This is a genomic window from Psychrobacter sp. APC 3281, from assembly GCF_030407815.1.
In the GTDB taxonomy this organism is placed as follows: Bacteria; Pseudomonadota; Gammaproteobacteria; order Pseudomonadales; family Moraxellaceae; genus Psychrobacter.
In genome coordinates, this window is the sequence record NZ_JASDCS010000007.1 from 112,070 (window position 1) to 126,958 (window position 14,889).

Consider the following 14,889-nt stretch of genomic DNA (forward strand, 5'->3'; position numbering starts at 1 on the left):
GCACAAAAAAGCGCGATACGGGTATTAACCGTGCCGCGCTTTATTGTGAAACATTACAAATACTAGTCAATATAAACCACTTCTAGCGGTGGGAAACCATTGAACTCTACCGATGAGTACGAGTTGGTATAAGCACCAGTGGTGAGCCAGTAGATTTTATCACCAATCTCAAGCTCTTCTGGTAGCTGATAGCCTGCTTCTTCATACATAATATCAGTTGAATCACAGGTTGGGCCTGCCAGTACTACTGTGCCTTCACTAGTAGACGTCTCCATCTTAGGCGTATAGACAGGATACTTGATAGCTTCACCTAGCGTCTCGATTAAGCCTTGGAATAGACCAACGTCGGTATATACCCAACGAGTCAAATCAGTATCAGACTTACGAGATATCAGTACCACGTCACTGACCAATACACCTGAACCACCAACCAACGAACGACCCGGCTCTAAAATAATCTCCGGCATCTCATTATCATCATAGTCGTCAGTCAGATAGCTGGTAATCTCTTCCGCGTAGACTTTGATAGGGTTGACTTCGCTAATGTAATTGGTCGGGAAGCCGCCGCCCAAATTGATCATTTGTAGCTTGATACCTTCTTCGTTCTTCATCCAGTCAAACATATATTTAACTTTGGATAATGCATCATCCCATGCAGCGACGTCTTTTTGCTGGCTACCGACGTGGAATGAGATACCATAAGGAACCAAGCCCAACTCACGTGCTTGAACCAGTAGGTCGATGGCCATATTAGGATGGCAACCAAACTTACGTGATAATGGCCATTCTGCTGTCTCTGAGCCTTGAACCAAGATACGCACAAATATTTTAGAACCTGGAGCGTGTTTGGCAATGTTTTTTAGATCCGCTTCTGAGTCAGTCGCATATAGATCGATACCTTTCTCAAAAGCATATTTAACATGTTCAGCTTTTTTGATGGTGTTGCCATATGAGATACGAGATGGCTCAACGCCGCAACCAAGCACGCGATCAAGCTCATAAATAGAGGCACAGTCAAAGTTTGAACCAAGGTTTGCCAATAGGTCGATTACTTCCACAGCAGGGCTAGCTTTCATTGCATAATGCAGTTTTGCATTAGGAAACAGGCTTACCATTTCATGGTATTTGGTTTCGATACGACTAAGGTCAACTACTAAGAAAGGCGTCTCGCGACCTTCAGCAGCCTTGGTAAATTTCTGCCAGCTGGCAGGTTCAAAATATTGGTCAATTTTGATCATTGTCATAGTAGTAAACCTTTTGTGGAAACTGTATCGGTTATAAAAGTTATCGCCAAACAGTGAATGCTAAATATTAACACTCACTGTAGACGTAACTATGTGAAGGATGAAGACGAAATAAAAAAGATAAGAATAAAGAGTAGCGCTTTAAGAATTGACGGCTTGTGTCTGTTTTTCTGCTGATTGTGCTTCTTGCTTTTCACGTATTTTAAGAACTTTGCGGACTTTATCACGAGCACGAGTCTGTTTAAGACGAGACAAGTAGTCAACGAAGATTACGCCATTTAGGTGATCCATTTCATGTTGGATACAAACAGCAAGCAGTCCTTCAACTACCTCGTCGATGACCTCACCGTTACCGTCTAACGCTTCAATACGGACTTTATTAGGACGTTCGACTTTGTCATAGACATCAGGTACAGATAAGCAGCCTTCTTCATACGGTTGCTTTTCTTCTACCAGTGGCGTGACTTTTGGATTGATAAAAACTCTAGGAGAGCTTTTGTCTTCAGACAAATCCATAACGATAAGCTGAATATGATGATCCACTTGACTGGCTGCAAGCCCGATGCCTTGAGCATCATACATCGTCTCGATCATGTCTGCGATTAAGGTTTTGATTTCAGCAGTCACTTCCTTAACAGGCTTGGCGATAGTACGCAAGCGAGGATCTGGGTAACTTAAGATAGGGAGTAGTGCCATAACGCTCACCTCAATGATAAGGACAAAATAGGGTTGATATTATAAGATAAATGGGGACAAAAGTAATGCTTATCAATACTTTCGCAGTCATATGATGCTATATGCAGATAGAAAGACTAAATTTCGATGATAAATGGCATAAAAAAGCCCTGCTCAACGCAAGGCTTTGTTTATATAGTATTTTAATTAGCTAGTAATCATTTATGACTAAACTATGCATGGCTTATGAATAATTATGCACGGCGTTTGTTTACAATCATTTCATATAGGAACAATAAAATAATTGCACCAATTACTGAGAATATAAGCCCAGTGAAACCACCATCAGCGTTAATACCAATTAGACCAGCTAGGAAACCACCTAGCATTGCACCAACGATACCCAATACGATAGTCATAATCCAACCCATAGGGTCGTTACCTGGTTTGATAGCACGTGCTAATAAACCTGCGACTAAACCTACAATAATCATCCAAATAAAGCTCATGTTATTCTCCTAATATTATTAATATTTATAATGTGTTACAAGTTTTGATAAATCTATTGTAAACACTCCTCGGACGCAAAAGTAAGCATAAAATGTTACTACTGTAGGGGCTATGTGAGGAAAAAGTCCGATTTGCTATCGAGTAAGGGCAATAAGTAAACGAAAGGTTACAAAGGTAGCAGTGGTGCTAACAGCGTTTATCAATGTGGTACCTGTAGTGCCAAATTCATATAAATGAAGGCGTATAAATATTAGAAGTAAAAAACGCAGCCATCTATTAGATGAGCTGCGTTTATATAGAGGAAAATAAGAAGAGTTATTTCTTTATAAGAGCTGATTCTTTATCTTAGCTAGAAGCATTAACCATTATGCAATGCGGTTAATAAACGCTGATGAATTCCTTCAAAGCCGCCATTTGACATAACTACAATCGCGTCACCTGCTTTTGCATGACTGCTGATATGCTCAATGATAGCATCAATGCTTGATAGTACTTGTTGGTTGCCGATAGCGTTGCTAGTAGCTTTGGCTTGTTCGATGACCTCTTTTAAGCCCCATTCCAAACCAGTAGGCTCGTACCATAATGTATAGTCAGCAAGTGCCGCTGATTGAGCCAAACTGTCTTGATGAATACCCATTTTCATGGTGTTGCTACGCGGCTCAATGATAGCCCAAATACGTCTATCAGCCAGCTTCTTTTTGGCACCATCTAATGTGGTCGTAATAGCTGTTGGATGATGGGCAAAATCATCAAAAACTAAGATATCATTGACATCGCCAATCAACTCCATCCGACGTTTAATACCAGCGAAATCTGATAAAGCAGCACAAGCAGTCTCAACACTGACGCCAACATCATAGGCCGCAGCCACAGCAACTAAAGCGTTATTGACGTTATGGATACCGCTCATTGACCAGTTTACGATAGCAGAGGCATCTTCATTAGCGGCAAAACTGACTTTGAACTTACTACCATCTTCTTGAATTAGCTCAGCCTGCCAATCGCTACTATCTTTTAGAGCACGCGCGTTTTCGCTGGTGTCAGCTAAAGTAGAGTCGATGACGGCAGTACGCCAGATAGGTGTCCAAACCCCTTTCGCTAGCGTATCTTCTAAACTAATGGTCGCGGCTGGCATAATAATTTTGCCAGTGCTTGGAATCATACGCACCATATGGTGGAACTGAGTTTGTATTGCATTGAGATCCGCAAAGATATCTGCATGATCAAACTCAAGGTTATTCAAAATAGCAGTGCGCGGACGATAGTGAACGAACTTTGAGCGCTTATCAAAAAACGCAGAATCGTACTCATCTGCCTCAATCACAAAGTAGCCAGATTTATCATAAGCGCTTTTATCAGCACCCAAATAGCTACTATGTGCAAACACTTGCTGTAAGTGCTCGTCAGTTGTATCAACTAGTGGTACACCACCAATCAAAAACCCTGCATCGATACCAGCATATTGTAATATCCACGCAAGCATAGTCGTGGTTGTGGTCTTACCATGTGTCCCTGCAACGGCGATTACGTGGCGTGACTGCAATACTTGCTCAGATAAGAACTGCGGACCTGAGGTATAGCGCAAGCCATTATCTAGCATGTACTCAATCACATCCATGCCGCGCTTCATCGCGTTCCCAACGACCACTAAGTCTGGCGTTGGTTGCAAGTGCTCTACCAGATAGCCTTCTTCGATAGTCACGCCAGCATTTTCGAGCTGAGTGGACATAGGAGGATAGACATTGGCATCTGAACCCGTAACCGTATGCCCAAGCGCACGTGCTAGCAATGCCAGTGAGCCCATAAAAGTACCACAAATACCAAGGATATGAATATGCATAGACGTTCCGTACGCGCTTGAATGAAAAGAATAGAGAGCTGATAAAATAAAATGTGAAGTGCCTAGCTGTCATCAGTAAAAATAACCACTTTGATAAACAACGACCAATATATCAGCTTGGCAAACAAGCAATCATTGTAAAGTAAACCCTGTTCGATGACCAATAAAAAACGCCTAACAAGTAGGCGCTATGTAGCTAATACAGTTTGGCTGTTTTAGTATGCAGCGATACGCCAACTAACAGTCAGCATGATGACGCTTTTATTTAAGTGATTCTTATTGATGCGCCTATCATTTGCGAGATAACGTATAGTCATCCTCTAAATTATCGTGCTCATCGATCCGTATCAAGTGGTTGTCTTGGATATGGTAGGTCTCAATATTTTTTCCTTCATAGACAATAGTGATTTTGTCATTGTCTTGTCGGTAAATACCGGATTCGAGTAGGGGTGTTTTTGGTTTTTCAGGATTATGATAATAACTTGCTTTTAGTACGGAACCATCGGCGAATAAGTTCAATGTGACATCGATACTGTCGCAATCTGTACAAGAGACCATGCCGCCATAATCGCCCATCAATGTTGCTTTCAGCATACTGCTTTTTGCTTCTGATCGTTCCATAGAGCTGTCTGCATAGGTATCTTTATTTGACTGAGCAGCAGCAATTAATGATTGCCCTTCAACCATCTCGCCTGTCTCATCATCATTCGCTAGCTCAGCATTTCTAGCATTGTCATCTTGCAATGATTGTGAAGCCTCCTGCGACTCAGAACCAGTCGACGCGAACGTAGATACCATTTCTTTATCGGTATTGGACGAGGCACTATCACAGCCTACGAGTAGCACGCATAGTGACGCTACAAGTAACGAAGGACGCCACCGTTTTACGATAGCAAGCGTGGTAGAGCGAACGGGAGCAAAATATATCATGGTCATACCAAAAACAGTTTTTAACAAGTATTTTTCAAGCTCATCTATACTATCGACAACGTAAAGCCATTGTCAAAGATAAGGATAATAAGGCATGGGCGCGTAGTAATAATATAAATTAAGAACTTGACAGCATTATCTTATATTCAAAATACAGATAGCTTATGAGTAGAAAGCGACAAATATCTAATGCTTATCCGTTTATAAGGTAAGCTGACTAAAGATATCAAAGGCTTGAAAATATCTCTGTGGGCTTTTTGTTGTTGGCCTCATATCTAAAAGACATGAGTTGGTAGTAGAAAGTCCTATAGGTATCGCTAATATGGATTGTAAGGTCGGGTTAATAGTAGATAAAAAAACAGACATTGTATCGAAGATAGCAATGTCTGTTTTAAAAGCAAAACTAGGAAAGAAACCTAACGTTTTATTAAGTCATAAGATACTAATTGGCAGATTTTACGATACGCATTAATATCAAGACATGTACGATCAGCAGCATACTAAATAGAATCAACGACTGCTCAGGGATACTTAATCCCATAAGCGTCCAATCAACAGAGGCACATTCGCCAGATCCTGCAAAAACTTCTTCGAATACTTGTAAGATAGGGAGGGTATCAAGCCAATAGTTCAGTCCTGGACCACAAGAAGGTACTTGGTCAGCAGGCAGGTGTTGCAGCCATACATGGCGCGCTGCTACTGCAGTTGCCCAGCCAATACCTACTAAACTACCAAGCCATAGCAGTAGTCTTATTACTTTAGACTTAGGATTAAATAACGCTGATATCAGGGCAAATCCGCCCATGACGATTAGACCAACACGCTGAAAAATACAGAGCGGGCAAGGTGAAAGCCCTAAATGACGCTGTAAATAAAACAGCGCAAAACTCATGCCTATGATGGCCATTATCACCAAAAATACTTGCAGGTTACGGTAAGTGGTTAGCTGTCGCATTGTGCGGTTACTCTTATGGGTTTATCTATAATAGATGTAGGGTAGCAGTCAAGATTAAGCAGTCAAAATTTTACAGTCAGTACTTAGCAATTAATAACTAGCAACTTAGCGATACTGCTGTAAAAATTCCATAAAGTCTTCTGTTTCAGACTGCTCAATTTCAGCTTGCTGTAAGATAGATTTTTCTGCTAATACCTCGTATTTAGCTTGAGTATTTGGACTAAGTGTCTGCTGTAATAAAGACTCGCGATGCTGCTGAGCCAACGTGAATCCAAGCTGCCATAAGCTGCCTAAGCGTTTGCTATCGGAATTTACTTGTGCAGAGATAGTCGACTCAGAGTGTCCTGCTTTGCCTTGCATTAGTGCTACAGCTGCACGGTAATCATTACCACCGTAGTGAGCATCAAGCAGTGCAGCAAGCGGCTGCATACGCTCTAGATGAGTTAGCATCCAGCTTTCGAGTGACTGCTCTTGGCCATTATTGATAATATGCAAGTCATCACGGCGACCTTCATTGACCACACGCTCAAGATTGATAGCGAGCGTGTCTTCTTCTTCAGGTAGCAGGTCTGGTGAATCACTGAACAGGCAATACAGCGCCATCACTTCCAAGAAGCAAGCGCTAGAGAGGCGAATACCTACGTCACTGTATGGGTCAAGATCGATAGCACGGAACTCGACATAGGCGATACCGCGACGCTCAAGCGCTTCGGTTGGTGTTTCACCGCTCATTGCGATTTGTTTAGGACGAATAGGGCTGTAGTACTCGTTTTCTATCTGTAAAATATGATTGTTAATTTGAATCGGGTTGCCATCTTCGTCTTCTAAGCCAAGCTTAGCAAAGCTTTCGTGCGGTGTTTGAATGGCACGGCGCAGACCATCGACATACTCTGGCAAATAGTTATAACGGATATCAAGCTGCTCTTGCACGCTATTGGTATAGCCAAGCTTACCCATACGTAGGCTAGTCGCAGCAGGTTTGTAATAGGTTGAACCATTAAGCAATTCTAAATCGTGCTCACGCCCTGCCAAGAAACAAGGACAAACGCTAGGACTGGCACCTAGCAAATATAAAACAAGGCTGGTTAGACGTTTAAAGTTGCGAATCAGCCCTAGGTATTTTTCGTTTTTGAACTCTGTCAGCGTTTGGCTTTGTGCGGTCGGCGTTTTGGCTTGCCACGTCTCAAACAACGTATCACCAAAAGACAAGTTGTAATGTAAACCAGCAATCGTCTGCATGCGGCGACCATAGCGGATACCAAGGCCACTACGATATAAAGTTTTTAGCTTACCCGTATTAGAGCTACCATAATCAGCTAGTGGGATATCTTCGTCTTTAGAAGACAACATGCATGGCATCGATAATGGCCACATTAGCTCACCTTCAGGTATACCCTGATAGACTAATACGTGCAATTGGCGCAGCATATTGAGGGTCTCTTTTGGTGAGGACTTTGGTTCGGTGATGAGCTCAAGCAAGCTTTCTGAGTAATCGGTAGTAATAAAAGGGTGGGTAAGTTTTGACCCAAGTTTGGCTGGATGCGGAGTCTGTGCCAAGAAACCATCAGGCTTTACGCGCAGGCCCTCTTTTTCAATACCGCGGAGCATACCCGTTAAGTGTTGGCTATCAAACCAATTAGGGATTTCGAAATTAACAAAGCTACTCGCAAAATTACTCATAATAGTCATCTATTGTTATTTATTATGGCGGATCAAAACACGATAAGCGTTTGTCCATAAAATAGGTAAATGTTAGGTCAATAATTCCGTCAGTTTAGCTCAAAGCTGTCTTGAAAACCACGGACAATTACAAATACGATAAGCTTTAGGCAACGCGATTTGTGAGGATTTTGACCTTATTTTTGATACAAATTCATCTCGAATATAGCGTTATTCTAGCCAGACAGTTTGATAAAAAAAGCATCTACCTGAGAGATAGATGCTTTGTTCATTATGCCTACAAGCCATTTGACATAGTATTGGCACACTATCACATTATCTTGATAATCATAGCGCGACCGCGTCTATTTATCTTATATAGAGAATGACGAACCGCAGCCGCACGTGGTGGTGGCATTTGGATTGGTCACCACAAAACGTGCCCCTTCCAGACCTTCGGTATAGTCAACGGTAGAGCCTTGCAAGTATTGATAGCTTAGCGAATCGACGACTAACGTCACATCTCCATTATCAAAATTGGCATCGTCTTCGTTTAGATCGTTGGCAAAGTTAAACCCGTAAGAGAAACCAGAACAACCGCCACCTGTCACATAGACACGTAACATAAGATCGCTATCGCCTTCTTCTTCACGTAGACGGCGTACTTTTTGCGCCGCACTATCGGTTAGGCTTAATACGGTTGGGTCTACTGGCTGGCTTGAGCTTGGGCTAAATTGGTTGGCTGATTCGTTCATATCTACCTCAGTTGCTAGGATCAAATGCGGTCGTCGTCCTGTTTGGGTTTGCAATAGGATACTTGCAAATAAAGATACGCACGGCGTTTGATTTAATTGGGTGCTGTCATTATGGCAAAGCTATTGGTGCATTATAAGCTGTTTGTACAATTTCAAAATAGTATTTATGCCACCACAATATTTTATTGGCTCTATTGATAGTGGGCACTTATCTTTTAGCAGTATAACATAATGGGGGTGCTGATTCGTTTGTCAAGAGTGATGCAACTACTGAATTTTACTAACGAATAGCAGTGTTCCATTTTTGATATTGTGCTTTTTAAAATAACTGCGTCAATGGGCTAAACCAATAACCAGACTAAAAAATAATAGCGTGTGACTATATAAAACACTACTTAATAATATTAGACAGTCTTAAAGCTTATTAGTCATATTACGGTATTTTACGGCCATAACCTTTATAATAGTAACAACCATGTATGAGCTCAAGAGTCGCTTGTGCAACTTAAGGGGTTTAGCATAATAAATACTTAGTTTTGAAATAGTTATTTAATTGTTTGCCTATGGGGCAAGCGTTTGAAATAATAGCCGCCAGTTGGCATACCCTATGTGTGTTTCTTATTGCCCTATATCTATATTATTGTTGAGATGAAGAAATTATATGATCGAATTTAAAGACGTTGGTGTTCGCCGTGATGGTCGTGAATTGTTTGCAGGTGCAAGCTTTCAGCTTCATCCAGGTCACAAAGTTGGACTGACGGGCAACAACGGCACAGGCAAATCTACTTTATTTGCGCTGTTACTGACGCAGATGGGTACAGGCGATACAGAGGTCACCCTTGATAAAGGTGAAGTCAGTATTCCTGATAGCTGGCATGTGGCGCACATGGCACAGGAAGTTGGTGCTACGACGCAGTCTGCAATCGATTATGTATTGAGCGGTGATGAGCAGTGGTATGAAATTAATGCTGCGCTAAATGATTTGAGCAGTGTCAGTGATGAGCAAATTGGTGTGCTACACCAGCAGTTCGATGAAATCGACGGATATCGTACGCCGACCAAAGCGGCACAAATTATGGCAGGTCTTGGTTTTAAGACTAGCCAGCATGAACTGCCAGTAGAAGGGTTTTCTGGTGGTTGGCGTATGCGCTTAAACCTCGCCAAAACCTTGATGAGCCGTGCTGATTTGATGTTACTCGATGAGCCAACCAACCATTTGGACTTGGATGCTATCCTGTGGCTTGAGACATGGATCAATGCCTATATGGGTCTGGTCATCGTCATCTCGCATGATCAGGCATTTCTAGATGCAACCGTCGGTCATATCTTGCATGTAGAGCAGCAAAAAATTACTCTATATACTGGTAACTATCAGCAGTTTATTCGTACCCGTCACGAGCGTATGGCGCAGCAGCAGCAAGCGTTTGAAAAGCAAGAAGCGACAAAGGCTCATTTGGATGACTTTATTCGTCGTTTCCGTGCTAAAGCCAGTAAAGCTAAGCAAGCACAGAGCCGTATTAAGCAGTTAGAGCGCATGGCAGAGCTATCACCAATGATGGCTGACAATCCTTTCTCGTTCCAGTTCTACGAGCCTGCAAACATGAGCTCACCGCTGATTGAGCTGACCAACGCAGATATTGGCTATGGTGAGACACCGCTTCTACACAATGCCAATGTACAGGTAACCCCTGACACCCGTCTTGGCTTATTGGGTATGAATGGCGCTGGTAAATCAACGCTGATTAAAGCATTAGTCGGTGAGCTTGGCGTACTAACAGGAAAGTATCGTGTTTCGGATACCTTAAAGCTTGGCTATTTCAATCAGCATCAAATGGATATCCTAGATGCCAAAGCAACGCCTATAGAGATGTTACGTCGCCTCGCAGGTAAAACCTCTGATGCGATGCTACGTTCATTCTTGGGTAGCTTTGACTTCCGCGGTGAGCGTATTGATACACCAAGCGAGCTATTCTCAGGGGGTGAGCGTGCGCGTTTGACCTTGGCACTGATCGTTTGGCAACGTCCAAACGTCCTTGTACTCGATGAGCCTACTAACCATTTAGACTTACAAATGCGTCAAGCATTAACTATCGCCTTACAAGGTTTTAAGGGCGCAGTGGTACTGGTCTCGCATGATCGAGAACTAATTGCCAATGTCTGTGATGAGCTGTATCTGGTACATGATGGCATCATCGAAGAGTTCGATGGCGACATTGGTGACTATGGTAAGTGGCTAGCAGAGAAGCGCAAGCAAGAGAACGCATCAGATAAGAATGCCGGTAAGAAAAAAAGTAAAAAAGAGAGTAAGAAGTTTGTTTCACGTGAAACAGATAATAGTCAAGCAAGTAATAAAGCATCTGATAACTCGTCAAATAGTAAAGCTGCGACGCCTGCACTTAGTAAAGAAGAGCAGCGTAAGCTAGCGGCTGAACAGCGTAAAATGACAGCACCTATCCGCCGTGAGATAGAGGAAACAGAAAAGACACTAGCTAAGATTGATAAGCAGCTTGTCACGCTTGAAGAAAAACTGGCTGATACAGATCTGTACGAAGAGAGCCGTAAGTCTGACTTGCTTATATTGCTCAATGAGCAAACAGCGCTACAGCAGCAGCATAGTGATAATGAAGAGAAGTTACTACTGTCAATGACGACTTTAGAAGAGATGGAAGCTAAGTTTGCATAAAGCGTTATAGTTAGTTAGTGATATAAGCAGACATAAAAAAGGGATGGCATAAGCCATCCCTTTTTTATTACATTATTCCTTACGATATTTGCCATCACCGTACGACAGTATTTCCATCGTGGTCGTACAAAGCTGACAGTTTATTTCACCAGCAGCGGCTTTTGATAAATCAAGGATACGACCTCTAATAAAAGGTCCTCTGTCCGTGATTTTTACAACGACGCTCTGCTTTGTCTTTTGATTGGTTACTTGTACCTTCGTGCCGAACGGTAACGTGCGATGTGCAGCGGTTAAAGAGTTCATGTTGAAGATACTGCCACTCGCTGTGCGCTTGCCATGGAACTTACTACCGTAATAACTGGTATTGGCTGCAAAAACTGTGGTGCTAAGTAGTAGCGATAAAGTGACAACCAAAGACTTGATTAAATAAGACATTTAATACCTTTAAGCAATTAATAAAATAGACAGATGCTCTTGCCTACGTTATCTATACTCCCTATGAGTATGAATAATAGGGGATTCTACAAGAGCTAGCTTGTCATATTATTACTGCCGTGTAAAAAACTCATGAGGTCAAATACCTGTTTTTTAAGGGAAAATAGCTATTTTTTAGCAAGAATAATGATGACGTAGGTACTAAAACTAGTCTTATAAAGAGTGATTCTCATAAAGAAGTCGACAAAATATCGGAAAGCTAACAACGTAATATAAATAGGGAATATATAAAGACCAAATCTATCGATATAGCATAATTATCGTTACGAAACGCTATTCAGAAATAGATAATATAATGTAAAAAAACCTTGCTATATTCTTACTATTTTGTAGAATGCATAAGGTTAAACATTATTCTAGAGTATCTATCAAATGTACTCATGATAAGTTTGATCTTTTATCAAATAATCTATTTTTTATCGTCTTTCGAGGAAGTTTTATGTTGAAAAAAATTGCGTTCGCTTCAGTTGTCGCGGCAATGATTCCGTTTAGTACAGCGAATGCTGATCTTGGCTCTAAATTTAAAAAAGTAGAGACTGGTCGTACGATTGAGCAAGTATACAAAGAATGTGGTATTGGTGGTGCTTTGTTCGGTAATTCAAGTCCTATCCTTGCTATTATCTCTAACGTGACTTGGGATTGGGGTACTACCGCTGCGACTTCTAATTCTATGTCTCCTGAAACTTGCCAAGGTGGCAATGTTAAAGCGGCTGTTTTGATCAAAGAAGCATTCCCAAGTGTGGAAAAAGACTTAGCTTCAGGCCAAGGTGCTCATTTATCTGCACTACAAAGTGTTGCTAACTGTGATTCAGCCGCTAGCGTACGCGCACAGTATGGTCAATATACTCAGACTTCTGCCTATCGTACTGCTACGCAAGATCAAAATGCTGAGACGCTATTTAGCATCGTTAAGCAAAGCTGTACTATCTAAATATTGAAAGTATTAGGTATTAAGTATTAAGTTTAATACTCAAAATTTTGATAATTTAATGATAAAAACACGTAAACCTAGTGCTTACGTGTTTTTTATTGCTCATGTATTTATGGTATCTAAATAAAATGCAAAAAATGTTTTTATGGGTGGCTTGCTTGGCTGCAACGACTATTTGCAATGCGGAAGTTGATGAAACGAATGCCTATGCTTCAGATCCAGTAACAGTAGATAAAGAAAATAAATTCTCTTCTAGTAATGCTTCGTCTATCGCAGTAGATATGACTTCAAGTGATCGCGAGAACTTGCCAGATATTGAGCCAAGCGTACAACGACTCACTGACTCGCAGATACAAGAGCAAAACCGGAACTCTCAAAAAGATACCGCTATTGACCCCATAAAACTAAAATCATTGGCTAAGCACTCCCAATGGCAACATTTATTGTTTTATAAAAATGGCAAGGCTGAAGTCATCTCACCAGATTTTTATTTAACCAATCCTAAGCCTCGTTCGAAACGCAATTTTGATCCCTATGCAGAGCTTATAGCAACGATAGAGCAAATAAATAATGAGGGCGTAGTTTGTAAGTATCCAGCCAGATATTTATGGCTTAATCATCATTTACCAGAGCTGAACGTCGATCTCAAAAACTGCTCAAAATTACCCGATGCAAATCAAGAAATAAGCCTGATCCTAGTAAGCAGCTATCTAAAAAACCCAGCTTCTTCATTTGGTCATGTACTGGTCAAAACCAATACGCCTATAAACAATGCAAATAATACGAACAGTGATGTCAGAGAGCTATCTAGCGAGGACTTACTTAATAACTCATACAACTTCGGCGCTCGTATTCCAGAAAATGAGAACGGTGCGATGTACGCGCTAAAAGGACTATTTGGGTTTTATGATGCTGGATTTTCAGAGACGGAATTTTTTAAACAAGACGCGGTATACTCCAAGAACGAGCAACGTGATATGTGGGAGTACGTGCTCAATCTAGATACCTTTGAAACACAATTATTGAACTATCATTTGTACGAAGCAAAGTCTGCTCGATTTGACTATTACTTTATCAAACAAAATTGTGGTTATCGCTCAGGAGAGATACTTGAGCTGATAAGCGACATAAAAACGACTGAGCGAGTAGGTCCTTGGTATGCGCCAGATTATGTATTCGATCAGCTATTAGAACACGACAACGGCGATGATTCATTAGTGTCTTCAGTACGCTATTTGCCCTCTGAACAAACGCAGCTGCGCGAGAAGTTTGTACAATTATCTAAGCCAATACAAGCCATCATAAACTCTGTCATTCGTACAGAAAACACTGCCCCGCTTGCTACTTTAAACTCAGACGATAGAGCGGTTGCGCTTGATTTTTTGATCTTGCACCGTACTTATAAAATCACCCAAGACGATACACCGAAGCAGCGAGCTCTCAAAAGCGAATTGCTCAGTCAGCGTTTTGCGCTACCAGCTAGCAATGGTTTGGCTCAGCTAACTGTACCGAACAAACCCTCTCCAGCATTGAGCAATAAAACCACGCAGACTACCGTCGTTTTATCTGAGGAGAGGGCAGAAGTTGGTTTATCGCTATTTGTAAAAGACCCACTTAACGCTCATACGGATATTGATAAACGTTTTGAAGCCGTAAAAGCGTCACTGGGTTATAGCTTTGATGCGCATCAATGGACATTGACGGATTTCGTATTTTTAGACATGCAGCAGATTGAAGATCTTAGACAACCATTATCAGGCGAACCTAAACTGTCTTGGCAACTAAAAACAGGCGCTCGTACAGACATGTTTACTGGCAATCGACATAGCCCTTACGCACAAGCTAGCGTTGGCGCAGGCGCTAAGTTTGGTAAGCATATACTTGGCTATAGTATGGTCAATGCGACGGTCCATGATCAAGATAAACACGCAGATATCGGTATTGAGCTTGGCTTACGTATGAAACGTAATAACCAAAGTGCTGAATTGTCTTACATCACTTCAAAGCGAGAAGGGCGTGCTGCTATTGATGTTGCCAAATTGACATTACGCCAGCAGCTATCAAAGAATAACGACGCCAGACTTATAATGACATATTCAGACACTGTGATGGCCGATAATAGCGTAGTGATAGGTGATTCAGATAAGATCGATGCTGCAGTCGCTTGGCATCACTACTGGTAATATTTATATAACGGTGTTTGTTGTAATTA

The 14,889-nt window shown here is 41.5% G+C and carries 12 protein-coding genes; 3 read left to right on the top strand and 9 right to left on the bottom strand.

Annotated features, from left to right (window positions below; translation table 11 throughout):
- Positions 1 to 62: 62 nt before the first annotated feature.
- The 8 genes from QL886_RS07430 to erpA form a co-directional block, all read right to left on the bottom strand.
- Positions 63 to 1,238: a type III PLP-dependent enzyme gene (locus QL886_RS07430; protein ID WP_290178314.1), complete on the bottom strand. Its 1,176-nt coding sequence runs from the start codon at positions 1,236 to 1,238 to the stop codon at positions 63 to 65.
- A gap of 147 nt (positions 1,239 to 1,385) precedes the next feature.
- Positions 1,386 to 1,940 carry a peptide deformylase gene (gene def / locus QL886_RS07435; RefSeq protein ID WP_057757649.1) on the bottom strand — a complete coding sequence of 185 codons (555 nt, stop codon included), beginning with the start codon at positions 1,938 to 1,940 and terminating at the stop codon, positions 1,386 to 1,388.
- A 233-nt stretch (positions 1,941 to 2,173) separates the two neighbouring features.
- Positions 2,174 to 2,428, bottom strand: a complete 255-nt coding sequence (locus QL886_RS07440; RefSeq protein ID WP_057757652.1) for a GlsB/YeaQ/YmgE family stress response membrane protein — start codon at positions 2,426 to 2,428, stop codon at positions 2,174 to 2,176.
- 359 nt (positions 2,429 to 2,787) lie between these two features.
- Positions 2,788 to 4,269 (bottom strand): UDP-N-acetylmuramate:L-alanyl-gamma-D-glutamyl-meso-diaminopimelate ligase, encoded by a 1,482-nt coding sequence (mpl, locus tag QL886_RS07445; protein ID WP_290178206.1) that lies wholly within the window; start codon positions 4,267 to 4,269, stop codon positions 2,788 to 2,790.
- A gap of 291 nt (positions 4,270 to 4,560) precedes the next feature.
- Complete coding sequence (locus QL886_RS07450; RefSeq protein WP_290178208.1) at positions 4,561 to 5,205, bottom strand: copper resistance protein NlpE N-terminal domain-containing protein; 645 nt, start codon at positions 5,203 to 5,205, stop codon at positions 4,561 to 4,563.
- Positions 5,206 to 5,641: 436 nt separating this feature from the next.
- Positions 5,642 to 6,154, bottom strand: coding sequence for a disulfide bond formation protein B (locus QL886_RS07455; protein WP_290178209.1), 513 nt, complete (start codon positions 6,152 to 6,154; stop codon positions 5,642 to 5,644).
- A gap of 105 nt (positions 6,155 to 6,259) precedes the next feature.
- Complete coding sequence (gene gshA / locus QL886_RS07460) at positions 6,260 to 7,834, bottom strand: glutamate--cysteine ligase (RefSeq protein WP_290178210.1); 1,575 nt, start codon at positions 7,832 to 7,834, stop codon at positions 6,260 to 6,262.
- A 353-nt stretch (positions 7,835 to 8,187) separates the two neighbouring features.
- Positions 8,188 to 8,568 carry an iron-sulfur cluster insertion protein ErpA gene (erpA, locus tag QL886_RS07465; protein WP_057757666.1) on the bottom strand — a complete coding sequence of 127 codons (381 nt, stop codon included), beginning with the start codon at positions 8,566 to 8,568 and terminating at the stop codon, positions 8,188 to 8,190.
- A 661-nt stretch (positions 8,569 to 9,229) separates the two neighbouring features.
- Between erpA and QL886_RS07470 the strand changes: the two genes are divergently transcribed.
- Complete coding sequence (locus QL886_RS07470; protein WP_290178211.1) at positions 9,230 to 11,251, top strand: ATP-binding cassette domain-containing protein; 2,022 nt, start codon at positions 9,230 to 9,232, stop codon at positions 11,249 to 11,251.
- A gap of 72 nt (positions 11,252 to 11,323) precedes the next feature.
- Here QL886_RS07470 and QL886_RS07475 read toward each other — a convergent pair whose 3' ends face one another.
- Positions 11,324 to 11,686 carry a septal ring lytic transglycosylase RlpA family protein gene (locus tag QL886_RS07475; protein ID WP_057757673.1) on the bottom strand — a complete coding sequence of 121 codons (363 nt, stop codon included), beginning with the start codon at positions 11,684 to 11,686 and terminating at the stop codon, positions 11,324 to 11,326.
- A gap of 499 nt (positions 11,687 to 12,185) precedes the next feature.
- Between QL886_RS07475 and QL886_RS07480 the strand changes: the two genes are divergently transcribed.
- Complete coding sequence (locus QL886_RS07480) at positions 12,186 to 12,677, top strand: DUF3015 family protein (protein ID WP_290178212.1); 492 nt, start codon at positions 12,186 to 12,188, stop codon at positions 12,675 to 12,677.
- Positions 12,678 to 12,805: 128 nt separating this feature from the next.
- Complete coding sequence (locus QL886_RS07485; protein ID WP_290178213.1) at positions 12,806 to 14,860, top strand: DUF4105 domain-containing protein; 2,055 nt, start codon at positions 12,806 to 12,808, stop codon at positions 14,858 to 14,860.
- Positions 14,861 to 14,889: the final 29 nt, after the last annotated feature.

Excerpts from the sequence above, each read along its gene's own strand:
- QL886_RS07430 (WP_290178314.1), bottom strand. The coding sequence starts at position 1,238 with ATGATCAAAATTGACCAATATTTTGAACCTGCCAGCTGGCAGAAATTT.
- def (WP_057757649.1), bottom strand. The coding sequence starts at position 1,940 with ATGGCACTACTCCCTATCTTAAGTTACCCAGATCCTCGCTTGCGTACT.
- QL886_RS07440 (WP_057757652.1), bottom strand. The coding sequence starts at position 2,428 with ATGAGCTTTATTTGGATGATTATTGTAGGTTTAGTCGCAGGTTTATTA.
- mpl (WP_290178206.1), bottom strand. The coding sequence starts at position 4,269 with ATGCATATTCATATCCTTGGTATTTGTGGTACTTTTATGGGCTCACTG.
- QL886_RS07450 (WP_290178208.1), bottom strand. The coding sequence starts at position 5,205 with ATGACCATGATATATTTTGCTCCCGTTCGCTCTACCACGCTTGCTATC.
- QL886_RS07455 (WP_290178209.1), bottom strand. The coding sequence starts at position 6,154 with ATGCGACAGCTAACCACTTACCGTAACCTGCAAGTATTTTTGGTGATA.
- gshA (WP_290178210.1), bottom strand. The coding sequence starts at position 7,834 with ATGAGTAATTTTGCGAGTAGCTTTGTTAATTTCGAAATCCCTAATTGG.
- erpA (WP_057757666.1), bottom strand. The coding sequence starts at position 8,568 with ATGAACGAATCAGCCAACCAATTTAGCCCAAGCTCAAGCCAGCCAGTA.
- QL886_RS07470 (WP_290178211.1), top strand. The coding sequence starts at position 9,230 with ATGATCGAATTTAAAGACGTTGGTGTTCGCCGTGATGGTCGTGAATTG.
- QL886_RS07475 (WP_057757673.1), bottom strand. The coding sequence starts at position 11,686 with ATGTCTTATTTAATCAAGTCTTTGGTTGTCACTTTATCGCTACTACTT.
- QL886_RS07480 (WP_290178212.1), top strand. The coding sequence starts at position 12,186 with ATGTTGAAAAAAATTGCGTTCGCTTCAGTTGTCGCGGCAATGATTCCG.
- QL886_RS07485 (WP_290178213.1), top strand. The coding sequence starts at position 12,806 with ATGCAAAAAATGTTTTTATGGGTGGCTTGCTTGGCTGCAACGACTATT.